At 69.9% G+C, this 22,624-nt stretch carries 17 protein-coding genes, 1 tRNA gene, 7 pseudogenes and 1 other annotated feature; of the genes and pseudogenes, 9 read left to right on the top strand and 16 right to left on the bottom strand.

All coding sequences use genetic code 11. The annotated features are described in order from the left end of the window. Window positions 1-79 precede the first annotated feature (79 nt). From infA to KSF81_RS11090, 5 genes are all read left to right on the top strand, one after another. Window positions 80-298 carry a translation initiation factor IF-1 gene (gene infA, locus KSF81_RS11110; RefSeq protein WP_217379027.1) on the top strand — a complete coding sequence of 73 codons (219 nt, stop codon included), beginning with the start codon at window positions 80-82 and terminating at the stop codon, window positions 296-298. Window positions 299-362: 64 nt separating this feature from the next. Beyond that, window positions 363-950, top strand: coding sequence for a nucleoside triphosphate pyrophosphatase (locus KSF81_RS11105; protein ID WP_217379026.1), 588 nt, complete (start codon window positions 363-365; stop codon window positions 948-950). Next, complete coding sequence (locus tag KSF81_RS11100; RefSeq protein WP_309139538.1) at window positions 947-2,122, top strand: ribonuclease E/G; 1,176 nt, start codon at window positions 947-949, stop codon at window positions 2,120-2,122. The genes KSF81_RS11105 and KSF81_RS11100 overlap by 4 nt, the downstream gene beginning before the upstream one ends. Continuing rightward, window positions 2,112-2,315 (top strand): DNA gyrase inhibitor YacG, encoded by a 204-nt coding sequence (gene yacG / locus KSF81_RS11095; RefSeq protein ID WP_217379025.1) that lies wholly within the window; start codon window positions 2,112-2,114, stop codon window positions 2,313-2,315. Before KSF81_RS11100 ends, yacG begins: the two co-directional genes overlap by 11 nt. Before the next feature lie 91 nt (window positions 2,316-2,406). Next, a tRNA-Phe gene (locus tag KSF81_RS11090) sits at window positions 2,407-2,479 on the top strand. A 57-nt stretch (window positions 2,480-2,536) separates the two neighbouring features. Here the strand turns inward: KSF81_RS11090 and KSF81_RS11085 are convergent. Both KSF81_RS11085 and KSF81_RS11080 read right to left on the bottom strand, forming a co-directional pair. Further along, window positions 2,537-4,117, bottom strand: a complete 1,581-nt coding sequence (locus tag KSF81_RS11085) for a transposase (protein WP_217377341.1) — start codon at window positions 4,115-4,117, stop codon at window positions 2,537-2,539. Window positions 4,118-4,287: 170 nt separating this feature from the next. Next, entirely contained in the window at window positions 4,288-5,487 is a 1,200-nt protein-coding gene (locus tag KSF81_RS11080; protein ID WP_217379024.1) for an IS256 family transposase, read from the bottom strand. Between the two features lie 116 nt (window positions 5,488-5,603). Here KSF81_RS11080 and KSF81_RS11075 point away from each other — a divergent pair. The 4 genes and pseudogenes from KSF81_RS11075 to KSF81_RS11060 form a co-directional block, all read left to right on the top strand. After that, a pseudogene (locus tag KSF81_RS11075) lies at window positions 5,604-5,765 on the top strand (IS256 family transposase); the annotation flags it as partial. Window positions 5,766-5,816: 51 nt separating this feature from the next. After that, window positions 5,817-6,747, top strand: a pseudogene (locus KSF81_RS11070) (IS3 family transposase); the annotation flags it as partial. After that, window positions 6,101-6,216, top strand: a sequence feature (AL1L pseudoknot). It overlaps the preceding pseudogene by 116 nt. Window positions 6,748-6,794: 47 nt before the next feature. Then, window positions 6,795-8,201, top strand: coding sequence for an IS30 family transposase (locus tag KSF81_RS11065; protein WP_217379023.1), 1,407 nt, complete (start codon window positions 6,795-6,797; stop codon window positions 8,199-8,201). Window positions 8,202-8,208: 7 nt separating this feature from the next. Next, a pseudogene (locus tag KSF81_RS11060) lies at window positions 8,209-8,496 on the top strand (integrase core domain-containing protein); the annotation flags it as partial. Window positions 8,497-8,535: 39 nt separating this feature from the next. Here KSF81_RS11060 and KSF81_RS11055 read toward each other — a convergent pair. The 14 genes and pseudogenes from KSF81_RS11055 to KSF81_RS10995 all read right to left on the bottom strand — a co-directional run bounded on the left by KSF81_RS11055 (window position 8,536) and on the right by KSF81_RS10995 (window position 22,598). Further along, window positions 8,536-8,964 (bottom strand): transposase, encoded by a 429-nt coding sequence (locus KSF81_RS11055; RefSeq protein ID WP_217381655.1) that lies wholly within the window; start codon window positions 8,962-8,964, stop codon window positions 8,536-8,538. A 26-nt stretch (window positions 8,965-8,990) separates the two neighbouring features. Beyond that, window positions 8,991-10,544 carry an IS3 family transposase gene (locus KSF81_RS11050; RefSeq protein WP_217377310.1) on the bottom strand — a complete coding sequence of 518 codons (1,554 nt, stop codon included), beginning with the start codon at window positions 10,542-10,544 and terminating at the stop codon, window positions 8,991-8,993. Window positions 10,545-10,644: 100 nt separating this feature from the next. Then, a pseudogene (locus KSF81_RS11045) lies at window positions 10,645-11,862 on the bottom strand (ISL3 family transposase); the annotation flags it as partial. A 104-nt stretch (window positions 11,863-11,966) separates the two neighbouring features. Beyond that, a pseudogene (locus tag KSF81_RS11040) lies at window positions 11,967-12,494 on the bottom strand (IS110 family transposase); the annotation flags it as partial. Window positions 12,495-12,845: 351 nt separating this feature from the next. Beyond that, a pseudogene (locus KSF81_RS11035) lies at window positions 12,846-13,235 on the bottom strand (integrase core domain-containing protein); the annotation flags it as partial. Continuing rightward, window positions 13,150-14,550: an IS30 family transposase gene (locus KSF81_RS11030; protein WP_217379020.1), complete on the bottom strand. Its 1,401-nt coding sequence runs from the start codon at window positions 14,548-14,550 to the stop codon at window positions 13,150-13,152. The pseudogene KSF81_RS11035 and the gene KSF81_RS11030, both read right to left, overlap by 86 nt. A gap of 47 nt (window positions 14,551-14,597) precedes the next feature. Beyond that, window positions 14,598-14,888: pseudogene (locus KSF81_RS11025) on the bottom strand (DDE-type integrase/transposase/recombinase); the annotation flags it as partial. A gap of 330 nt (window positions 14,889-15,218) precedes the next feature. Next, window positions 15,219-15,674 carry a hypothetical protein gene (locus KSF81_RS11020; protein WP_217379019.1) on the bottom strand — a complete coding sequence of 152 codons (456 nt, stop codon included), beginning with the start codon at window positions 15,672-15,674 and terminating at the stop codon, window positions 15,219-15,221. Beyond that, a complete protein-coding gene (locus KSF81_RS11015) occupies window positions 15,637-16,752 on the bottom strand; it encodes a hypothetical protein (RefSeq protein WP_217379018.1) in 1,116 nt (371 codons plus the stop codon). Before KSF81_RS11015 ends, KSF81_RS11020 begins: the two co-directional genes overlap by 38 nt. Then, window positions 16,749-18,167, bottom strand: a complete 1,419-nt coding sequence (locus KSF81_RS11010) for a lipopolysaccharide biosynthesis protein (RefSeq protein WP_217379017.1) — start codon at window positions 18,165-18,167, stop codon at window positions 16,749-16,751. The genes KSF81_RS11015 and KSF81_RS11010 overlap by 4 nt, the downstream gene beginning before the upstream one ends. A gap of 73 nt (window positions 18,168-18,240) precedes the next feature. Beyond that, window positions 18,241-19,080 (bottom strand): AAA family ATPase, encoded by an 840-nt coding sequence (locus tag KSF81_RS11005; RefSeq protein WP_217379016.1) that lies wholly within the window; start codon window positions 19,078-19,080, stop codon window positions 18,241-18,243. A 23-nt stretch (window positions 19,081-19,103) separates the two neighbouring features. After that, complete coding sequence (locus KSF81_RS30920) at window positions 19,104-19,238, bottom strand: hypothetical protein (RefSeq protein WP_256444257.1); 135 nt, start codon at window positions 19,236-19,238, stop codon at window positions 19,104-19,106. Between the two features lie 97 nt (window positions 19,239-19,335). After that, the gene (locus KSF81_RS11000) at window positions 19,336-21,354 is read right to left on the bottom strand and encodes a polysaccharide biosynthesis/export family protein (protein WP_217379015.1); all 2,019 of its coding nucleotides are present in this window, start codon (window positions 21,352-21,354) and stop codon (window positions 19,336-19,338) included. Between the two features lie 209 nt (window positions 21,355-21,563). After that, window positions 21,564-22,598, bottom strand: coding sequence for an SDR family NAD(P)-dependent oxidoreductase (locus KSF81_RS10995; RefSeq protein ID WP_217379014.1), 1,035 nt, complete (start codon window positions 22,596-22,598; stop codon window positions 21,564-21,566). Between the last annotated feature and the right edge of the window lie 26 nt (window positions 22,599-22,624).

Below are 22,624 nucleotides of genomic sequence, written 5' to 3'. Positions count from 1 at the left end.
ATCTTGCGGCCAATCCGTCAACCCCCCACGTCGCGGCCGTCGGCCACGGCCTGACCCCAAACGGTACCCAAGAGGCTCAATGTCAAAAGAGGATATGATCGAGTTCAGCGGCACGGTCGCCGAACTGCTGCCCAATGCAATGTTCCGGGTGAAGCTCGACAACGAGCACATGGTGCTGGCCCATACCAGTGGGAAGATGCGCAAGAACCGCATCCGCGTCCTGGCCGGCGACCGCGTGAATGTCGAGATGACCCCCTACGACCTGACCAAGGGCCGCATCACATTCAGGTTCAAGTGACGCGCTGCGCGCTTGGGCCGGTTCAAGTGACGCGCTCCGCACCGGGGCTGCTCCGCTTGCCCGGATGAGTGCTGGAAAACCGCCCCTGGTACTGGCCTCGGCCAGTCCCCGGCGGCTGGACCTGCTGGCCCGGATCGGCGTGATCCCGGACCGCACCCTCCCCACCGAGATCGACGAGGCACCGCGCAAGGCGGAACTGCCGCGCCTGCTCGCCGCCCGGCTGGCCGCCGGAAAGGCCGCCGCCGCCGCGTTGCTGGCGCCGGGCGCACTGGTGCTGGCGGCGGATACCGTGGTCGGCCTCGGCCGCCGCATCCTGCCCAAGGCCGAGACGGAAGCGGAGGCGCGGCGCTGCCTTGAGTTGCTCTCCGGCCGGCGGCACCAGGTGACGACCGGCGTGGTACTGCTGACGCCGGAGGGCCGGCGGATGCAGCGCCTGGTGGCCTCTGCCGTCACCTTCCAGCGCCTGACCGCGGCGCAGGTCGAGGACTACTTGGCCGGCGACGAATGGCGCGGCAAGGCCGGCGGCTATGCCATCCAGGGCCGGGCCGAGGTCTTTGTGCGCTTCCTCTCCGGCTCGCATTCCAATGTGGTGGGCCTGCCGCTTTTCGAGACGGCGCAATTGCTGCGCGGGGTGGGCTGGCTCAGGCCGTGACCGGGCCGCCACGCATCCTGGCCAGCGCCTCGCCCGGGGAAGTGCGCGTGGCGCTGCTGCGCGGCGAGGTGCTGGAAGCGGCCTGGGTGGAGCGCCCGGCCCGGCCGGACGGGGTCGGCGACCTGCACCGCGCTCGGGTCAGCGCCCTCGCCCCCGCCATGGCCGGCGCCTTCCTGGCCCTCGCTGGCGAGCAGACCGGCTTCCTGCCGGAATCCGCGGCCGGGCCCGCCGGCGCACGGCAGCCCATCGCCCGTTCCGTGCAGGAAGGGCTGATCCTGCCGGTGCGCGTCACCCGCGCAGCCCAGGGCGGCAAGGGCCCGCGCGTGACGGCCCGATTGACGCCCGAGGAGGCAGCCCTGGCGGCGGCAGCTCCGCCCGGCGCGCCCCGGCTGCTGGCGCGCGGGCCGGAGGCGGCGCTGCGCCTGGCGCGGGCCTTTCCCTCGGCGCCGGTGCTGACGGATGGCGCCGCCCTGGCCACCCGGCTGCGCGCCGTGCTCGGGCCGGACCGCATGACCTTCAGCCCCCGCCCGGTCTTCGATGACGCGCTGGAAGCGGAATTCGAGGCGCTGGCCGGGCCGGAGGCGCCGCTGCCCGGGGGCGGCCGCATCCTGCTGCACCCGACCCCGGCGCTGGTGGCGATCGATGTCGATGCCGGCACCGCCGCCGGCAGCAGCGACCCGCAGGCGCAGTTCCGCCTCAACGAGGTGGCCGTGGCGGAGGCGGCACGGCAGATCCGGCTGCGCAACCTGGCCGGGCCCATCCTGCTCGACCTCGCCGGGCTGACGCCGAAGCGGCGGGAGGCGCTGGCGCCGGCGCTGGCCCAGGCCCTGGTGGCGGATCCGCTGGCGCGGCTGCTCGGCCTCGGCCCGCTCGGCCTGTTCGAGATCCTGCGGAGCCGCGTGCATCCGCCGCTGCATGAGGTGCTGGGCTGGCCGCCCTCGCCGCTCACCCATGGGCTGGCAGCGCTGCGGCGGGCGTTGCGGGAGGTGGCGGCCAGCCCTGGCCAGCGACTCGGGCTGCGCGCCGCCCCGGCAGTGCTGGCGGCACTGGAGGGCCTGCCGGGAGCGATGGAGGAATTCACGGCCGCCGCCGGGCGTGCCCTGGTGCCTTGCCCGGACCCACGGCGTTTCCCGGGCGATGAGGTGATCGAGGAGAGCGCCGATGGCGGATGAACCCCAGCCCCCAGCCCCAACCCGTCCCCGCCCGGCGCGGCCCTGCGCGATCTGCGGCAAGCCCGCGGTCGCGGCCTTCCGGCCCTTCTGCTCGGCACGCTGCCGGCAGGTGGATCTCGGCCGTTGGCTGGCCGGCGACTACGCCATCCCGGCCGAGCCCGAGCCGGCGAGGGATCAGGAGGAGGATGTCTGAAGGATTTGCCTGAGCGGGTGGACAGGCGGATGTGGTTCCGCTATGTCCCGCGGCCTCTACCGGCGCCCCGCCCCGCGGGACGCAGCGATGGGCCCAGGTAGCTCAGTTGGTAGAGCATGCGACTGAAAATCGCAGTGTCGGTGGTTCGATTCCGCCCCTGGGCACCTTTCTTTTCAATAACTTAGCTCGACTTTGGGTAAGTGGGGCAAAACCTGTGGCGTTCAGGCGTTCTGGCAGCGCGCTCTGACCAGGTCGGGCAGGTACGGGATGGTGGGCTGGCCGGCGATGCCGAGCCGGGCGCCGAGGTAGTCCCAGAAGCTGAGGCCGAGCTTGGTGCAGGTCTTGGCCAGGCCGAGGAAGGCGTCACGGCAGTCGCGCCCCATGTCGCTTCGGGTGCCGCCGCTGATCTTGCGCCGGGTGACCTGGGCACGGATGTCGTTTTCCGATCCGTTGGTGTGCAGCGGGATTTCGGGGTGGTCCAGCCCCTGCAGCAGTTCCGCCTTGTTGGCGTGCAGGCGCTCGAGCAATCGGTCGAGCACGACGAAGCCGGTGCGGCGCTTGAAGATGCGCTCGAAGCGTACCCGCAACTCGGCCCGGCGGCGCCGGCTGGGCTCTCGTTGGTACGCCTTCAGGTCGGCGTAGAACCACCAGATCAGCTCGCGGATGCGCGCCTGGGAAGTCCGCTGCTGGTCGGTGAAGGTGTCGAGCTTGTGGACGAGACGCTCGGCATGCACCCAGCAGAGCGCGTGCTCGCCGACGGCGAACTGGCCGGCATCGCCGCTGACGATCACCGTCCCCGGCAGCAGGCCATGTGCCTTGATGGCACCCCAGAGCGCGCCTTCGGTGGCCAGGCGCGCCGGCGCGAGGCTGTCCTCCATGCTGCGGATGCCGAGCCGCTCGAGGTGCGCGGCCCAGGTCGCCTGGTTCGCAAAGACGCGCTGCGGATGGCCTTCCAGGCGGGCGATCACCGGCCCGGCCAGGGCGCGCTCGCGCATGTAGGCCAGCGCCTCGGCGTTCACCACGTAGTCGCCGTGCCCGGCCCGCAGCAGCTCCAGGAAGTTCAGCCGGCTCTTGCTGGCCGTGGTGCCGAACCAGGCGAAGTGGGCGTTGCCGATCTGCGTACAGGCGCCGTTCACCGCCCGGTGCCGCGCGCCCGTATCGTCAACCGTGATCCAGGCCGCGCTCGCCAGTCCGGCTCGCAGCACCTCCTGGCTCTCGTCCAGGAACGGCTGCTGACCGGCGATCAGCAGGCGCATGACCTGCCGTTTGGAGATGGCGATCCCAACCGCCCACAGCTGCGCCACCAGCCGCGGCACGGTGGTCTGCCCCTGATGGTACTGGGCGAGCACGTAGCGCCGGAGTTCGGGGCCGAAATGGCCATCCACCCCGCCCGGCAAGCGCGCAACGACCAGCCGCCCCTCCGGCGTCAGCCAGCGCTCGCGCCGGTAGCACACCGCCTCCGTCCGCATGATGAGGTCCTGCACCAGGAAGTCCTGGTAGCCCTGGAACCGCGAGCCGGGCGGCACCGTGGCCCGCAGCACCCGCGCCTCCACCGCCACCCGCGGCACCACCTTGCCGCGGCCACGACGGTCGGGGCGCTCGCGCGGCGGCGTCGGCTCGCTCGCCTGCTCCATCCCGCTCGGCTTGATCGCGGGCCGACCCTTCAGTCCCTTGAGGCGGGCGATCTCCTCGCGCTGCGCCGCCACAATCCGCTCGAGCTCCGCCACCTCGCCGAGCAGGGCGCTGACCAGCGCCTTCAGCTCGGCCGGCGACAGCGTGTCAGGATCGGCAGGCGGGACCATGCTCCCGAGGGAATCAGACCAGCCGACACCTGGGAAGGGCAAACCGCACCCTCGCAACAGGTTTTGCCCCACTTACGTGTACGGTTCATAAGCATCGGAATCTTTTGGCCCAGGTCGTGTCCCCCGTCGTGGTGTAGGAGCGGTGCTCCTGGGCGGGCCTGATCGCCGCGTCAGGTTGTCACGGCAGGCAAGCTGACGACGGCAGTATCGCTGAGAGTGCCGATCGTCTCCAGGGTCATGTAGCGGGATCGTTGGGTTGCCCACTCATCGGATTGCTCGAGGAGGATGGCGCCGACCAGGCGAACGACGGCGGCGTCGTTTGGAAAGATGCCAACGACGTCGGTGCGCCGCTTGATCTCGCCGTTCAGCCTCTCGATTGGGTTGTTGCTGTGGATCTTGGCGCGGTGCTGCGGCGGGAAGTCCATGAAGGCCAGCACATCCTCCTCGGCGGCATCCATCAGGGCGGCGAGCTTCGGCACCTTGGGGCGGAGTTGGTCGGCGACGGTCCGCCATTGCGCATGCGCGGCAGGGGCGTCGGCTTCGGCAAAGGCGGTGCCGATCCAGGCCGAGACGATGCGGCGCTGGGTCTTCCCGGCATGGGCGGTGGCGTTGCGCATGAAATGCACCCGGCAGCGTTGCCAAGTGGCCCGCAGGACGCGGCTGACGGCCGCCTTTAGGCCTTCGTGGGCGTCGGAGACCACCAGCTTCACCCCGCGCAGGCCGCGACGCGACAAGCCGCGCAGGAAGTCGGTCCAGAAGGTCTCCGCCTCGGAGGCGCCGACCGCCATGCCGAGCACCTCGCGCCGCCCATCGCTGTTGACGCCCACCGCGACGGTGACGGCCACCGAGACCACGCGCCCGGCCTCGCGCACCTTCACGTAGGTGGCGTCGAGCCACAGGTAGGGCCAATCGCCCTCGATCGGCCGGGAGAGGAAATCCTGCACCCGGCCGTCGATCTCAGTGCACAGCCGGGACACCTGGCTCTTGCTGATCCCCTCCATGCCCATGGCGCGGACCAGGTCGTCGACCGAGCGGGTCGAGATGCCCTGGACGTAGGCTTCCTGGATCACCGCCGTCAGCGCCTTCTCCGCCGTCCTGCGGGGCTCCAGAAAGGCCGGGAAGTAAGTGCCCTTCCGGAGCTTGGGAATGCGCAGCTCGACTGTCCCCGCCCGGGTCTGCCAGTCGCGGTCCCGATAGCCGTTGCGCTGGTTCATCCGCTCGGCGCTGCGTTCGCCATGGGCGGCGCCGCATAGGCCATCGGTCTCCAACTCCATCAGCCTCTGGGCGGCAAAGCCGATCATCTCGCGGAGGAAGCTCGCATCAGAGCCCTTCTCCAGAAGCTCCCGAAGGGCAATCCTGTCGTCGGTCATCGTGGGTGTCCAAGGTTCGGGGTGCAGGTCTCGACAACCCAACCCTACCCAGGACCACCACGATGGCCGCCACCATTACGGTGGCGATCTCCTACACCACGCCCAGGGGCGCGACCTTGGCCCACGCGCCGGAGCGGCTGCATGAGGAGATCTCGGCCGACTACACGGACCTGATCTACGCCGCGACCGCGAAGGAGATCGAGGCCCGCCGCCGGGCTTTTCTGCGCAAGTGGCGGCTGAAATGCCAAGCCGTGGCCGACAGCCTGGAGGAAGCCGGCGTGAACCGCCCCGAGTTTGCCGGAGGCCCTACCTGTTGAGAGGATGGGGTCATGACGAAGAAGACGTCGAATCGGTTTTCGCCTGAGATCCGGCAACGGGCGGTGCGGATGGTGCTGGATCACGGAGGTGACCACGCCTCGCAGTGGTCGGCCATCGGCTCGATCGCGGCGAAGATCGGCTGCACGGCCGAGACGTTGCGCAAGTGGGTTCGGCAAGCTGAGCGTGATAGCGGCCAGCGACCCGGTGCGACGACGGAGGAGCGCGAGCGGATCAAGACCCTGGAGCGCGAGGTCCGTGAGCTGCGCCAGGCCAATGAGATCCTGCGCAAGGCGTCGGCTTATTTTGCGATGGCGGAGCTCGACCGCCGCTCGAAGCCATGATCGCCTTCATCGACGGACATCGTGAGGTCTACGGTGTCGAGCCGATCTGCAGGGTGCTGCCGATCGCCCGTCGACCTACCACGCCCATGTCGCGCAGCGGGCCGATCCAGCCAAAGCCTCGCCGCGCGCCCGGCAGGACCTGGTGCTCATGGCGCAGATCCGGCGGGTGCACGAGGCCAACTTCGGGGTCTACGGCGCGCGCAAGGTCTGGCGGCAGCTCGGTCGGGAGGGCATCACGGTGGCCCGCTGCACGGTGGAACGCCTGATGCGGCGGATGGGCCTGCGCGGCGCCGTTCGCGGCAAGGAAGCCAGGACCACCATCGCCGACAAGGCCTCGCCCTGCCCGGCGGACAAGGTGAACCGGCACTTCCAGGCGCCGCATCCGAACGCCCTGTGGGTGTCGGACTTTACCTATGTCGCCACCTGGCAGGGCTTCGTGTACGTGGCCTTCATCATCGACGTCTTCGCCCGCCGCATCGTCGGCTGGCGGGTGTCGAGGACGGCGCATGCGGACTTCGTCCTCGATGCCCTCGATCAGGCGCTGCACGACCGCCGTCCGCTGAAGGGCGGCCTCATCCATCATAGCGACCGGGGCGGGCAAGGTGGATTCAAGTGGTCGTCGCAACACTCTGGTTGGGACGGTCAGTGATGGCAGGTCGGCGGCGTTCGGAACGAGCACTGCGAGCGGTGTTGGGGCGGTCACCTGGGCGGCCAGGCGTGGCTCAGCGCGAGAACCGGCGGCAGTTCTGGGCGGCGATTGCGACGGGCCTGTCGAGCGAGGACGCGGCGATTGGTGCAGGCGTGTCGCCGCCAGTAGGCTTCCGCTGGTTCCGGGAGGCGGGCGGCATGCCACCAAAGATACTTGCACCATCGGCGAAGCCACCTTCGGAGCGGTACCTGTTGTTCACGGAGCGCGAGGAGATTGCGCTGTTGCGGGCGCAGGGCTGTGGGGTGCGGGAGACGGCCCGGCGGCTGGGGCGGGACGCCTCGACGATCTCGCGTGAACTGCGACGGAACGCAGCCACGCGTAGCGGCGGTCTGGAGTACCGGGCCACGACGGCGCAGTGGCATGCCGAGCGGGCGGCGCGTCGGCCAAAGCCGGCGAAGCTGGCTGTGCGCGCGACGTTGCGGAAGTATGTTCAGGACCGGCTCGCGGGTGCGGTTGCCGGTCCGGGCGGGGCTTCGGTTGGCGGGCCCGTCGTGCCCTGGAGGGGCCGTCGGCACGGGCGCCGGCAGCACCGCCGGTGGGCGAGGGCGTGGAGCCCCGAGCAAATTGCCCGACGGCTGCGGCTCGACTTCCCTGGTGACGAGACAATGCGCATCAGCCATGAGGCCATCTACCAGGCGCTGTACGTACAGGGGCGCGGCGCGCTGCGGCGTGAGCTGACCGCCTGCCTGCGGACCGGGCGGGCGCTCCGGGTGCCGCGGGCGCGCAGCCGCGGACGGGGCAAGTCGCATGTCACGCCCGAGGTCATGATCAGCGAACGGCCGGCGGAGGTGGCCGACCGGGCGGTGCCAGGCCACTGGGAGGGGGACCTGATCCTCGGCTTGGGCAGTTCGGCGATCGGCACGCTGGTCGAGCGGACGACACGGTTCACCCTGTTGCTCCACCTGCCGCGCATGGCGGGACACGGGGGGGGGGGTGATCGGGTGAAAAACGGGCCTGCCCTGGCGGGCCATGGTGCCGTGGCGGTATGCGGCGCCATCACGCGCTCGATCAGGACGCTGCCCCAGCAGCTGCGACAATCCTTGACCTGGGATCAAGGTGCGGAGCTGAGCCAGCACGCGCAGCTGCGAATCGATACCGGTGTGCAGGTCTACTTCTGTGACCCACACAGCCCTTGGCAGCGCGGGACGAACGAGAACACCAATGGGCTGCTGCGGCAGTATTTCCCGAAGGGCACGGACCTGAGCGACCACAGCGCGGCAGCCCTTACCGCGGTGGCCACAACGCTCAACAGCCGGCCGCGCAAGACACTCGGATGGAGAACGCCGGCCGAAGCCTTTGACGAGTTGCTGAGATCGGCGCACACAGGTGTTGCGACGACCACTTGAACTCGAGCAATTCGCAGCGCATGAGTACCGCAAGCGATTGCAGCAGCACGGCATGCTGTGCTCCATGAGCCGCAAGGGCGATTGCTGGGACAACGCACCGATGGAGAGCTTCTACGCCACGCTGAAGGGCGAACTCGTCGAGCAGCGCGACTACCTGACGCACGCCGAAGCCAGGGCTGACATTTTTCAGTTCCTGGAGGGATGGTACAACAAGCGCCGCCTTCATTCTGCGTTGGGCTACATCACACCAGAGCAGAAGGTGGCGGCGTTCCAGGCGGCTGCTTCAGCCGCGTAACACTGTCCGTGAAAGCGGCTCTTCCGCAGGAAGCGTGGTTCAAGCGGCGAGGAGCACGCGGCGCCTGAGGAGATCGAAGCTGCTGCGTCCGAAGGTCTGGCGCTTCAACATCTTCAGCTTGCCTACCTGTCCCTCCGTTTGTCCGCTGCTCCATGAAGTAGTGAGAGCGGCTTTCACCGCCGCCCCGTCCTGTTGAAGGCTGGCGGCAAAGGTGGTGATGGCGGCCACACCGCTCCTCCTGGCGTCCCGGAGCCAGCCGTCGAGGGTGGTAATCGGTGCGCCGCACCGCGTCTTGGCGCTGACACAGCAGCTACGCAGGAGGTCTGCGAGCCGGCGGACCAGCCCGGCGACGGTGGCAGCTTCGGCGTCCTGCTCCAAGCGGGCGATGGCCGCAGCTTCCTCCTCGCTGAGCTGGTCCCTCGGCCGCGTCAGATACCAGGCGAGTTGCTTCGGCGAGGGGAGCGGTATTTGTCAAAGAAGTTGTCCGGTGCCCATCAGGCGGCGTCTCTGATTTCGTGGTCGCTGATGTCGCGCTCGGGGTTGAGGCAGACGTCGCCGACCGGCGCCCAGTTTCGGATTTGGCGTGACCACCGCGCGGGGTTGGCGGCGCGAGCTTCGGTATAGAGCTCGGTCCGACGCTCGAGGAGCGCGCGATCCTCACCTGCATGCCGGGCGCTGGGCGTGACGAACTGGATCGCGCTGTGGCGGTGCTCGTGGTTGTACCAGGCCACAAAACGGGCGACCCAGTGTTGCGCGTCCTCCCTGCTGGCGAACCCCGATGCTGGCCAGTCCGGCCTGTACTTGCAGGTACGGAACAGGGCTTCGGAGAACGGGTTGTCGTCACTGACGCGCGGGCGGCTGTAGGAGGCGATGACGCCGAGCCGTTCGAGGGTGGCCTTCATGGTCGCGCCCTTCATCGGGCTGCCGTTGTCGGCGTGCAGGACGAGAGGGCGGGTGAGGCAGCCCTCGGCCCAGACCGCGCGGCGCACGAGCTCGGCGGCCAGCTCGGCGGCTTCGCGCTCGTGGACCTCCCAGCCGACAATCTTGCGGCTGTAGACGTCGAGGATGAGGTAGAGATAGAAGAACCCGCCCCGGATCGGGCCGGGCATCCAGGTGATGTCCCAGCTCCAGACTTCGCAGGGGCCGCGGGCGCGGTGACTGGTCGGCGGTTGGCGACGCGCCGGCGGCCTCGCCCGGCCACGGTGGTGCTGCTGACCCTCAGCCCGCAGGATGCGGTAGAAGCTTGCTTCCGAGGCGATGTAGCGGCCCTGGTCTGCGAGGCGGGGCACGATCTGACTTGGCGGCAGGCTCTTGAAGGCCTGGCTGTTGCAGGCCTCCAGCACGGCCTGGCGTTCCGCCTCGGACAGCCTGTTGCCCGGTGCTGGCCGAGGCGCCGTCGGGCGGCGGTCTTCGGGCGCGCCGTCCCGGGCCCGCCAGCGGCGACAGGTCCGTTCATCGAGCGCGAGTTCCGCACAGGCCTGGGCGCGGCGCGCGCCGGCCGCGACAGCCTGGTCGATCAGCGCCATGGCGTTCTGGCGATCTGGGGTGCTGATCATGCGTCCTCGCCGTCCCCCCCAGATCGCCGCGGCGTTTTTTCGCAGCACCAGCAGCGCCGCCGCCTCGGCCAGCGCCTTCTCCTTGCGCGCCAAGTCCCGCTCGATGGCCTTGATGCGCTTCTTCTCCTCCTTAGTCGCCTGGCCCAGCCGCTGGCTGCTGGCGCGGTCCCAGTCGTTGGCCTGCTCGCAGGCGGTCCGCCAGGCTTGGATCTGCTCGGGGTAGAGACCCCGCTGGCGGCAGTAGGCGGCGAGATCGGCCTCGTTCAGGGCGGCGGTCTCGAGAACGGCGGCGAACTTGTCGCGCGACGTCCAACCCTCCGGGCCGGCGTCGGCATCGGGCAGGAGCCGCCCCTGGCGGCGAGCCTCGCGGCGCCAGGTGTGCAGCGTTGCCTCGGAGATCCCTTCCTCCTTGGCCAGCTGCCGCAAGGGCACCGCGTTCGGCGGCTCCAGCTTCCTCAGAACCGCCGCGCGGCGTTCCGTCGAGTAGGCCAAATCATCCCTCCGTCCCGCCCCTCTGGAAATGAGAGATCATCTCAAGGCGCCGGACAACTTCCCTGCCATAGGGGGGGAGCGCCGGTGCACTGTCATCCCCAGGAGATGGCGCGGCCGGCAGCGCTCCTCCTGCGCGCTGTGGCGTGTGTTTCGAGCGTGTCGTTCGTCGCGGGCCCAGCCAGCGGTGGACCTGTCTCGCCGTTCCGCGGAATCCGCGGTCACGCAGTTCGCGCCACAGCGCCATCGCGTTCTCGCATCCGGTCGCAAGTCGTGCCTCCAGGTGGTCGAGGTAGGGATCCAGAATACTGGGACCGGGAGGCCGGACCGCCCGCTCCGGAAAGCTCTCGGCATCGGCGAACTTCCGCACCGTCCCGCGAGCCAGCCTCATGCGGCGGCTGATGGTGAGCAGCGGTTCGCCGGCCGCGATGCGGCGCCGAACCTCATCGTAGAGCGCCTTCCAGCGCGCCCGGCTATCGGCGCTGGCCGCCCGCTCGGCCTGGCTGCGTGGGAACGCGCTCGTCCGCCGCGCCGGGCCAGGCGGCCGACGCGGGATGGGCGGCAGGCGCCGGAGCCTGCCATGCACCCCGGCCAGCCAGCGCTCGGCCATCTGCCGAAGGTTCAGCAGCAGGTGCCAGCGATCGGCAACCTGCACGGCCCGGGGCGCCCCGAGCCCAATGCCGCGGGCGTACTCGGTCGAGCGGTCACGCGCGACGATCCGGATCCCGCGATGGCGCCGGAGCCAGTCGGTCAGCGTCGGGGCACTCCGGTCCGGCAGCAGGTCGATGACGCGATGCCGCTCCAGGTCAACCAGGATCGTCCCATAGGTCTGGCCCTTGCGCCGGGCCCAGTCGTCAACACCAAGCACATGCGGAGCCTGGCAACGCGGCAGGGGCAAGCGGCGCACCAGGCGCAGCACCGTGTCGCCGCTGGTCGGCATCCCAATTTGCTGCAGCATGCGCGCGCCCGCCTTGCCACCCATGGCAACGCCAACCCGTCCCTGCGCCGTCGCCAGCCGGTCAGTGCGCTGCGCCCGCGGCGCGATCAGGCTGGGCAGTCGCTCAACAAAGGTCCGCCGCGAGCATGCCGGATTGCGGCAGTACAGGCGCCTCACCTGAAGTTGGAGGCGTACCTGGCGGCCAAGGCAGGGCAGGTCGGCAGGGTGCCGAACCGTGCGGCTGTGGACAGCATGGCTCGCCTCACCACAATCCGGACAATGGCCGTTCCGCTGCCGAGCCTCAGCAGCGATTTGGATGTTGCTCGCGTCCGGGTGGGTGACCTCCCGGATGCGGCATCCTGGCAGGAGATAAAGGTCCGTCATTCCGAATATTACCGCCCGGCCGGCGGCGCCGCAGCTAGCCGCAGCGCACCGGCCAGCACCAACCACGCTTCCTGCGGAAGAGCCGTGAAAGCGGGGGAAGGCCAGGCCACTTCCGGCACCTCATCCCCGGCCGCCCGCAGCGCCTCGACGAGCCCAGGCACCTTCTGCGCACCCTGCGGTACGACGATGCCGAGCTCGCCCATGTGGCCGCGCAGCGCGTTGATCAGCGCCGTGCGCTGGCGGACGAGCAGGTCACGCGTCTTGTGCAGCATCAGAGCCGACTGCTGGTCGGTAGTCTTGACAGGCACGAAGCGCATCGTCGGGCGCGTCACCGCCTCGGCGATCGCCTCCGCATCGGCCGCGTCCGTCTTGCCGCGCTTGACATACGGCTTCACGTAGGCCGGCGGCATCAGCCGGACCTCATGGCCCAGCTTGGCGATCTCGCGCGCCCAATGGTGGGCGCCGGCGCAGTCCTCCATGCCCACCAAGCATGGTTTAGCGTTGGCGAAGAACTCGAGGACCTCGGCGCGGCGCAGCCGACGGCGCACGAGCACCTTGCCTTCCGCGTCGTTGCCATGGACCTGGAAGATGTTCTTCGCCAGGTCCAGCCCGATCGTGCGCATCTCTGCCATGGACGGCTCCTTCCGCTGCGGCGCCTGCCAACAGCCACCTTACGGCACCAAAGTGCCCGAAGCAGGGGCCGTCCGCCCCAACAGTCCAGGATCGGCAGCCCATCGACGCCAGCGTCGAGCAGAATGCGCCGCCGGTAGTCCTTGATCCGACAGGCCGCGCCGCAGCCGCGGCACGCCGGCCGGCGCACGGCATGCAGCCGCGCCTGCGCGGCGACGACCTCCCGCTGGACGCCGGCCAGGAGCCGCTTGCCCTCGGCCAGGGTCAGGCCCAGGCCGGCCAGATCGGTGAGGTCGCCGGGCCTGGCGATCTGAACCGCCCCGGGTTTGCCGGAGGCTGGTTGGCTTGGGTCACGCCGCCAAGGCGGGAGCCTCGAGCTGAGCATAGTAGCGCGCCTCGGCCTCGGCGGGTGGGATGTTGCCGATCGGCTCAAGGAGGCGGCGGTTGTTGTACCAGTCCACCCACTCCAGGGTGGCGTATTCGACCGCCTCCATGCTGCGCCACGGGCCGCGCCGCCGGATCACCTCAGTCTTGAACAGACCGATCACGGTCTCGGCCAGCGCGTTGTCGTAGGAATCGCCGACGCTGCCGACGGAGGGCTCGATCCCGGCCTCGAGCAGGCGCTCTGTATACCGAATTGCGACGTACTGCCCAGGCTCAACTGGTCGTCGCAACGCCTGCCTGAGCCGATCGCAGCGCCTCGTCAAGCGCTTCGGCTGGCGTTCTCCAGCCGAGCGTCTTGCGAGGCCTGCCATTGAGCGCCGCAGCCACGGCCGCGAGGTCATCGGCGCCGTGCGCGCTCAGGTCAGTCCCCTTCGGGAAGTACTGCCGCAGCAGCCCGTTGGTGTTCTCGTTCGTGCCACGCTGCCACGGGCTGTGCGGCTCGCAGAAGTACACCTGCACGCCGGTGTCGATCCGCAGCCGCGGATGCTCCGTCATCTCCGCACCCTGATCCCAGGTGAGTGACCGCCGCAGCGCCTCCGGCAGGGTGGTGATCGTGCGCGTGATGGCGTCGCGCACCGCTTCCGCCCCATGCCCGGCCAGCGCCGGGCCGTTCTTGACGCGCGTTCCCTCTCCATGACCCGGCATGCGGGGCAGGTGCAGCAGCATCGTGAACCGTGTCGTGCGCTCCACCAGGGTGCCGATTGCTGAGCTGCCAAGGCCAAGGATGAGGTCTCCCTCCCAATGCCCCGGCACGGCCCGGTCGTCCGCCTCCGCCGGGCGCTGGCTGATCAGCACCTCGGGCGCGACATGCGACTTGCCGCGCCCCCGGCTCCGCGCCCGCGGCACGCGCAGCGCCCGCCCGGTTCGCAGGCAGGCCGTCAGCTCGCGGCGCAGCGCGCCGCGGCCCTGGACGTAGAGCGACTGGTAGATGGCCTCATGGCTGATCCGCATCGCACCATCGCCAGGAAAGTCGAGCCGCAGCCGCCGCGAGATCTGCTGCGGGCTCCATCCTCTCGCCCAGCGCCGAGGCTGCCTCGGTCCATGCCGCCGGCCCTTCCACGGCACCGCCGGTCCGGGCACCGTAGCCCCGCCTGGAGAGACCACGGCACCCGCCAGCCGATCTTGCACATACGCCCTCAGCGCCGGGTGCGTCACCAGCTTCGCCGGCTTCGGACGCCGCGCCGCCCGCTCAGCATGCCACTGCGCCGTCGTGGCCCTGTACTCCAGGTTGCCGCTGCGCGTGGCCGCATTGCGCCGTAGCTCGCGCGAGACCGTCGATGCCGCCCGTCGCAGCCGCCGGGCAACCTCTCGCACTCCACAGCCCTGGGCTCGCAGCAACGCAATCTCCTCGCGCTCCGCAAACAACAGGTATCGTCCCGAAGGCGGCTTTGACGACCGCCCGAGCGTCGATGGTGGCATCCCGCCCGCCTCCCGAAACCAGCGGGACCCAACCGCCTCCGACACCCCCACGCCGATCGCCGCGTCCCAGCTCGACTGTCCCGCCGCAATCAACGTCCAAAAGCGCCGCCGGTCCTCACGCCAGGCTACTTCCGGGCGGCCAGGCGAAGGAGACTTCGCCCGCAAAGCCCAATCCGAACGCCGCCGACCAGCCATCGTAACCACCCTCCGCCTTGGTGTTGCGACGACCACTTGAATCCACCTTGCGACCCCTGATCCGAGTGGTGAATGACGCCGCCCTTCAGCGGACGGCGGTCGTGCAGCGCCTGATCGAGGGCATCGAGGACGAAGTCCGCATGCGCCGTCCTCGATACCCGCCAGCCGACAATGCGGCGGGCGAAGACGTCGATGATGAAGGCCACGTACACGAAGCCCTGCCAGGTGGCGACATAGGTAAAGTCCGACACCCACAGGGCGTTCGGATGCGGTGCCTGGAAGTGCCGGTTCACCTTGTCCGCTGGGCAAGGGGCGGCCTTACCGGCGATCGTGGTCCGGCGGCTGGCAAAGCCACGATTGAATGCCTCAAGAAGATGGTCGGCATCACCGGGAAGCCACTCCGGTAGGCGACGGGCTTGGCGCTCCCCGCTAACCCGAGCCGGTCACGCAGGAGCACATACGGATTGCCACGGCGGAACACCGCGCGGGCAATGCGGGCGGTGCCATCGGGGACAGGCGGGAGCGGCGGCTGCGGGCGGAGCGACATGGCCGGCCTCGGAGCGGGACACCCACCCTGCACCATCGCGCCCCCCCCGCTCGCCGGCTTCGCCAACAGTAGCGCTACCTGTTTGATGGCCTGGTTGGTAGCCGGAAGCCGCATGACCGGGTCAGAGATGTTTCCAGACCGCTCGAACCGCCGTGCGCAAGGTTTCCTCGATCGGAGCGTCGGTGCGCAGCCGGATCACGGACGAGCCGGCGAATTCGGCCCGCGTCTCGAGATCCCAGCGTCGCAGCACTGCCGCGGCATCCGGGCCTTCGGGCTTTGACCTCTCCGCGTCCCGCCTGATCGTCGTCTCCACCGGCGCCTCGAGCCGCAGGACGAGTCCGGGACGGGGGAGGGCAGCATAGAGCCTGCGCTCCAGCCGCATGAGCCACCGCTTGACAGGCGAGCGGCAAGCGTCCAGCGCAGCCTGGTCGAAGCAACTGCTGTCGCTCGTCCCGGCGGTCTCGGACGGATAGCGGTCGCTGACCACAATGGCGCCAGCCGCCGCGGCCCGCCGGCTCCGATGCAGCAGCCTACGCCGGTCATAGGCCAGAAGCGTCATGCGTAGAACGTAGAGCATCGAATAGCTGTGCTCCCGGCGCCGCTCGGAGGCCTCGTAGGCGCTGGGCCGCTCGTTCGAAAATAAGCGGCGTGCCAGGGGCAGGAACAAGCGCGGCACTGCCGAAAGGATCGTGGCCGGCGGTTTCCCGGCGTGGATCCGCACCACGTCGAGTTGCTGTGCAAGCCGCTGCGCGACGCCGTTCCCCAGAGTCGATTTGCCGGTCGCCTTCGATCCCACCAGGGCCACGATGGTGCCCCCCCGTCTCCAGGACCATGTCCTTGCGGCGCGACAGGCGGCGTGCCGCCAAGGCGGCCACTCGACGCAGGCGCGACCGGATGGCCGCCACCGGCCCGAGCCGGCGCAGGCCGCGCAGCCGCCAGGCGAGCAAGGATCCGAGCAGGAGACGGCGCCCGAGCGCCCGCTCGGATCCGATCGCCTCCAGAAGCCTGGAAAACAGCGCCGGACCGGCCTCCGGCACCAGCGCCGTGAACAGGCGGCTGGCCTGTTCTTCGTCAGCCTGCCCGCGCAGCCAGGCCAGTTCCTCGACCACTCCACGATAATCCCGGTTCGCCATCGCTGCCTCGACCGGGCCTGCATGCTTGAGGGCGATTCGCAACGCGAAGACGGCGAGTTCCACCTCAGGGGCGGGGACCGGCAATCCATGCAGGAGGCGGCGGTCGGAGAGAAGCAGCGTCTCGATCGGCAGCCGGTAGCTTTTCACCAGGCTGTCGCCGCCCACGATCTGGACATAGGCATGCACATGCACGAGCCGACCCATCGCCTCGTCGAGGGCCAGGGCGTGAAACACGCCGGGGTGGCCCAGGCCGGCGCGGGAGGCGGCGCGCTTGAAACCGGCCTCGGCCAGCGCCGCCTGGAACGGGCCGGCATCCTCCCGATGCACCAGCAGATCGAGGTCCTCTTTCCCCGTGAGAGCCTGAGCGAGGCGGATATTGCTTTTCCAATGGCAGTAGCGAACGCCTCTCCCGTCCAGGGCGGCGAGGAGAGCATGAAGCGGCTGGGACAGGGTCGGCGGAGCGGCGTCCCGAATCGCCTCTCCTGCAATCTCCGCGGTGGAAATGGCATGCTGCATGTTCATGGCTTGGCCTCTCCGATCCGGGATGCGGATGCCCCCTCGTCCGACGTCTCGTTGCGCATGGCGACCGCCAGTCCGGGCCGGAGCCCAAGCCGGCGCCACGCGACGGAGAGGATGGAGAGGTTCCAGGCGACGAGACTTCCTGCCGAGGCCAGGGCCACTCCGAAAAGGCCCATGGCATCGACCAGCAGCAGGGCACAGATGAAGTTCACGCCCGCGGCACCGGCCAGGGTGAGAGCCGCCGCCCGCTCATTTCCGGTCATAGTCAGCAGGTGCTGCTGCGGGCCGCATGCCGCGGCGAAGAGCTGGGCAAGGACAAGAACGACCACCGCCGGCGCGCCCGCCGCAAACCCCGCCCCGAACAGCGACAGAAGCGGCTTGGCCGCCAGCACCAACGGAACCGCGACCAGTAGGGTGGTCATCAGCGAGAGCCGGGAGGCGCGGGCCGAGAGGAGCTGAAGGCGCATCCGCTCGCCGCGCACATGAAGGTCCGAAACCGTCGGCGCGAAGGCGGAGGCGATGGCCATCCGAGGCAGCGCGGCCAGGAGTGCGAGGCTGTACGCGACCGCGAATATGCCTGCCTCACGGGTGGCACCGGCGGAGCCGAGTACCAGAACCCCCGCCCGGCTCATCAGCACATCGGCCAACATGAAGGCCGTCAGGGGCAGGGTCGGACGAAGCCAGTCACCGAGCGCGAAGGCCGCCCGCGCAGTATCGAGCTCCGGCGGCCTCCTGCGGCGCAGCAGCCCATAGCTGGCCGCGAGCGCGCCGAATGTTCCCGCGACCAGGGCCACCGCGGCGGCGGGGGCGCCAGGCGCGAGCAAGCCGCCTGCCAGCACTGTCCCCAGGACGGCGACCGCCAGAGCGTCGCGGAGGATGTGCCCGGGAATGAGGGCCGACACGACGCCGCCCCAGGCCCTGACGCTCGTGGCGACCACGAGCAGGAGGGCGATGATGGGAATTGCCCATAATCCGATCAGAAAGGTCTGTGCCTGTTCCGAGTGGGTCCCGAGGACGAAGACGGCCGTGCCGACCCCGACTCCCGCGGCGATGCAGCCCGACAAGGCGGTGCCCCAGGCCGAGAAGCGCACGAGTCCCCTTGCCCGCGGCCAGTCCTGGGCGGCGCGGTAAGCGGGGAGGAGCCGTAGCAGGGAGGTATGGAAGCCAAGGGTGGCCGCATTGGCCAGGAGCGTGGTCCAGGCCAGAACGTAGACATAGACTCCGAAACTTGTGCCCCCGATCAGGCGTGCCGTCGCGACCTGTGCGAGGTAGCTCACCCCGGCCCCGACGATGTACACTACGAGGGAGCCTCCGCTTGCCGCTGCAAGCTGCGAAACCCGGCTGCGCAGGAGGCGCTTCGGATGGGCCTCGCGCATGGAGGCGGGGAGCGGGAGGGCGGCCGAGAGCTCCTCCCTCATGACGCCGCTCCCGTCCAGACGCGGCCATCTGCGGCCGGGACTGCGCGAGTCCAGGTCCTGTCGCCTGTCACTGTCATGCGGCATGCTCCGCGAGCAAGGCGCCGACCGCCCCCAAGGCCTGTCGGACCGCGTCGTCCAATTGGGCCGGGCCGAGCCCGAGGACCTGCACGACCGGGCGCCCGCGGGCCCGCAGCAGGCCGCGCACGACATCCGCCAGCCGCGCCTGCTCCATGGTGGTGGAGAGGTCCAGCTCGAAGAACCGTTCGAGGGGCGTCTGCCGCGCCAGCCGTTTGCCAAGGCGCTCTTCCAGCGCCGCCCGGGGGGTCTCCACCCAGACCACGAGATCGGCCGGCGGTGTGAGGTCGAGGGCGCGCGTCAATATGCTGCTGGCATCGGTCGCCTGCGCAAGCCCGGACCGGGCCGCAAGCGAGCACAGGGCCGATAGATAGCCCTGGTCGAGAATCAGGATCTCGGCCAAGGGGCGGTCCGCTGCCAGGGCTCGGTTGAGCCGCGCCAGATAGCGCCGGTGGCGCAGCTGCGAGAGCGGAGAGCGCGGCGGAAAAAGCGTGAGGAGCTGCGCGCCAACCGCGTCCTGCGATCCAAGCTCGGCAATCGCGCCAAAAATCTTGGCCGCCCGACTCAATGGACCGGTAAGCCTGCGGCGGGTTGCATGCGCCGGTTCAGAACCGTTCCCCGCGCGCTCGGCAGGGCGCGCGCTGGCGACAAGCTCGCTCCGGCAGCCCGCGGCCTCGAGGGCAAGATGGAGCGCATGCGCAAGTGTCGTCTTGCCGGACGCCGCCGGACCGAAGAGCTCCACCACGACGGGCCGCAGGTCTGCGGAGCGATTCAGGGGCGGATATCGAAGCGGTGCCGAGCCGGCGGAACCACCCCGGATGTCGATCAGACCTGTCATGCTCGTCACTCCGCTTCGTCCCCTCAGCGCGGCGTCAGTGCAGGTGCCTCGATCACCCGTGTCGCGCGGTCCGGTGCGCGGCCCCTCTCCAGGCATCTCCCCGGCTCCGGGCCGCAGTCGGTATCGACGACGTTGCCCGGCCCCAGTTCGGTGTCCATGTCCGCCGGGATCATGACCGGGCCGTTCTCGCCAGCCCACCCGCTGCGACCGTCAGGGCAAATGCCTGGAGCAGGATGCGACGCGGCCTTGGCGCAGTCACGGCATCGCCCTGTTGAGTGCGGCGAGGCGAATCTCGGCATCCGCCGCGCCGAGCTCCGTGGCGCGGCGGTACCAGGCGGCGGCGGCCGCCGGATCGGGCTGGATGCCGACAGCACGAAGGCGCCCAAGGGCGATCGGATCATGCGTGCCGCCGGCAGCGAGCGCTCCCTCGGCGCTGCCGGACAGGGCGGCGCGCTCGAAGAAGCGCCGTGCGCCGGAGATATCGCCGAGCGCGAGGAGGGCATGGCCTCGCCGGAGCAGCGCAGCGATCATGGCCTGTTCCGGTTCGGAGCGGCTGGGTTGATCCGCCGCCGGCTCCGGCCGCACGTGGCCCACGGCCGAAGCGAGCGGGAGCGCGGCTGCCTTTGGTGCCGGATCGGCCGGCTTCCCCCGAGCTGAGGGCTGTGCCGGGGCCGCTCCGGCGGAGGCAGTGGTGTCAGCGGAGGCCATCGGCGCTGCCTTCGGCCGACGAGCCATGCCCGTTTCCCTGGGGGCGAGGCTGGGCGGCCCTTCGTCCGCCCTCGGGACCGGTGCCGTGGCCCCGGCGGTCGCGCCCGCCGCCACCATTGGCGGCCTGGCATTGGTGGCCATCCTGGCCGGAGGTGGCGCAGTGCCAGGGGACGCCTCGGATGCCATCGCCACAGTAACGGCGAGGGATGGCGGTGCCGGCCGGTGTGGTGCGCCGGCGGACTCGCGGCTGGCGCCCGGGGTATCCGGGCCGGCGGCGGCCAGCATTGACCGCCTGCGGCGCGATTCGGCGAGCTGCCCCTCTCCGAGCAGCTCCGCCGGCCCCGGGCCGCGGCCGATATCGACGACATCGCCCGGCTGCAGCTCGGTGTCCATGTTTGCCGGGATCATGATCGAGCCGTTCTCGCCCGTCCGCACCAGGGTGATCGTCATATCACCCGCTTCACTGCCGCGCGGGAGCGGCATGCCGGCGAGCCTGAGCTTTTCCTCCACAGCCTCGAGACGCACGCGGTCGCTCGACAATTTCAGCGAAGCTTCCTGGAGTTCCTCGAGCAGATGGATCCGGCGCTGATCGTCAACCCGTTCGAGATCGTGCTGAAGCTCGATGCGCTGGCGGCGGACGGTGATGAGCTGGACCGCAGTCTGCAACTCGCGGGTCGAGGAGAACAGCAGGACCCGGCGGGTATCGACCACCCGGGAATTCGTGAGGAGACCCTGCCTCAGGAGCCGCGTCGCCCGTTGGAATTCCGCCGTATCGGCCTCGACACCCTCCTCCTCCTGACCCTGCCGGGAGGTCAGCGCAGCGATCTGCCTGTCCGCCTCCGCGATGGCGTCACGCAGATAGGCTTCCTCGCGAGCGCGGTCGGATTGGCGGGTCTTGCGATACTCCGCTTCCCGCGCCAGGAGCTGCTCCAGGATCGGCTCCGATACCGGTGCCGGAGGCAGGGCGGCGCGGTCGAAGGCGGTCTCTTCCCCGAGCTCCGCTTTGAGGCGCCAGACGCGGGCGTGCCACGCCGCGAGGCTGATCCAGTTCGCAACATAGTCCGCGCGTAGCTGGGCGGCCTCGCCGGCCGCTCCCGCCTCGAGCCGCCCTGTGGCAGAGCCGCCCGCGGAGGCCCATGCCTGACGGACCGTCATGCGAGGCCGGAATGCCTGCTCGCCTGGACGCACCACGTTGCCGCTGACGAAAACCGGCCGGTACTCGACCACCGAGGCCGAGATCTGGTCGCGCTCGAAGATGCGCAGCATCTCTCGCCCGTCCGCCGTGTAGCTGCGCAATGCCGTGCTGGCCAGGGCCATCTGGATGCGCGCCTGCACCTCGGCAAGGGTTGTGCCCGCGGCGGGAATCCGACCGGCCACTGGAAGGGCGAGGGTCCCGTCGAGCTGCACCGGCACGCGCTGGCGAAGGTCGGGCGCCCCTGCTACGGAAATCTCGACCACATCGCCGGCCTGCAACCGGTAGTCCGCGCCGCGGGCGGACAGAGGCACCAGGGAAAGCAGGGCGGCGAGGCAGACCGAGCTGCACAGAAGAGCGCGCGAAGGTCCCACAGCAGGTTCCCGGAGGCCGGCGGAGCGGAGGGACCAATGCGGGACCGGACGGAGGCCGGGACGAGGCGGGATGGTCATGCGCACGATCCCAAAAATCTGCCGCAGCACGGCATGATTGCGAGGGGGCAAGCTTAGATCGGCCAATCCGTGCCGCCACGGGACTTCGGGGGTAGGCGTGCCTACCCCTCTTGAGGGAGCGGCGGGACAGGTCAGGTGACGTAGTCCCGCTCGCGGCGCACGCGCCCATTCTCCAGCCGGCCGCGCCACCACTGCGCCGTACGGGCCAAGCCCTCGCGCAGGCTGATGCGCGGGCGCCAGCCTGTCGCAGCTGCGAAGCGGCTCGCATCGGCCAGGAGCTCGCGCACCTCCGACCGCTCGGGCCGCACCCGCTGGGGCTCGGTCTCGATCGGCTTGTTGCTGCCGGTCACCTCGGCCGTCAGGTCGGCCAATTCGGCGATCGTCACGGCGCGTCCGCTGCCGGCGTTGTAGGGAGTGCCGCACTCGACCCGCGGATCGTTCCCGATCGTGAGGAAAGCCATTGCCGTATCCTCGACGAAGGTGAAGTCGCGGATCGTCGAGAGATCGCCGACCCGGATCGTCGGCACTCGTGGATCGAGCGCCTGGCGCAGGATGCTCCCGATGACGGCCCGCTCGCTCTGGCGCGGCCCGAAGGTGTTGAAGGGGCGCAGGATCGCGACCGGCAGCCCGAAGGAGCGGGCATAGGCTTCCGCCATCATGTCGGCCCCGATCTTCGAGGCCGAGTAGGGGGATTGTCCCTGCAGCGGATGGGTCTCCGCGATCGGCGTGGTCAGCGCGGTGCCATAGACCTCGCTCGTGGAGGTGTGGACCACGCGCATGATGCCATGCGCCCGCGCGGCCTCCAGCACGTTGAGAGTCCCGAGAACGTTCGTCTCCACATAGGATTGGGCGGCCGCGTAGGAATGGGGAATGGCGATCAGCGCCGCCAGATGGAACACGATGTCCTGATGGGCCACCAGGCGGTGGATGAAGGCCGCGTCGCGCACATCGCCGCGCACGGCGTGGAGGCCGTCGCGCACCTCCGCCGGCAGGTCGTCCAGCCAGCCATGCGTGTCGAAGGAATTGTAGAGGCTGAGCGCCGTGACATTCGCGCCGCAGCGCGCCAGCAGCTCGGCGAGGTGGGAGCCGATGAAGCCATCGGCGCCCGTGACCAGGACATTCAGCCCCTTATAGCCCACCGCGAGTTGTCTGATGATCTCGTCCATTCTGGTTTCCCCCGGGATTCGCCGTG

It is taken from the genome of Siccirubricoccus sp. G192 (assembly GCF_019084075.1).
Taxonomy (GTDB): domain Bacteria; phylum Pseudomonadota; class Alphaproteobacteria; order Acetobacterales; family Acetobacteraceae; genus G192.
Note: the sequence above shows the minus strand (reverse complement) of the source record. Positions and strands in the feature narration are given on the sequence as shown.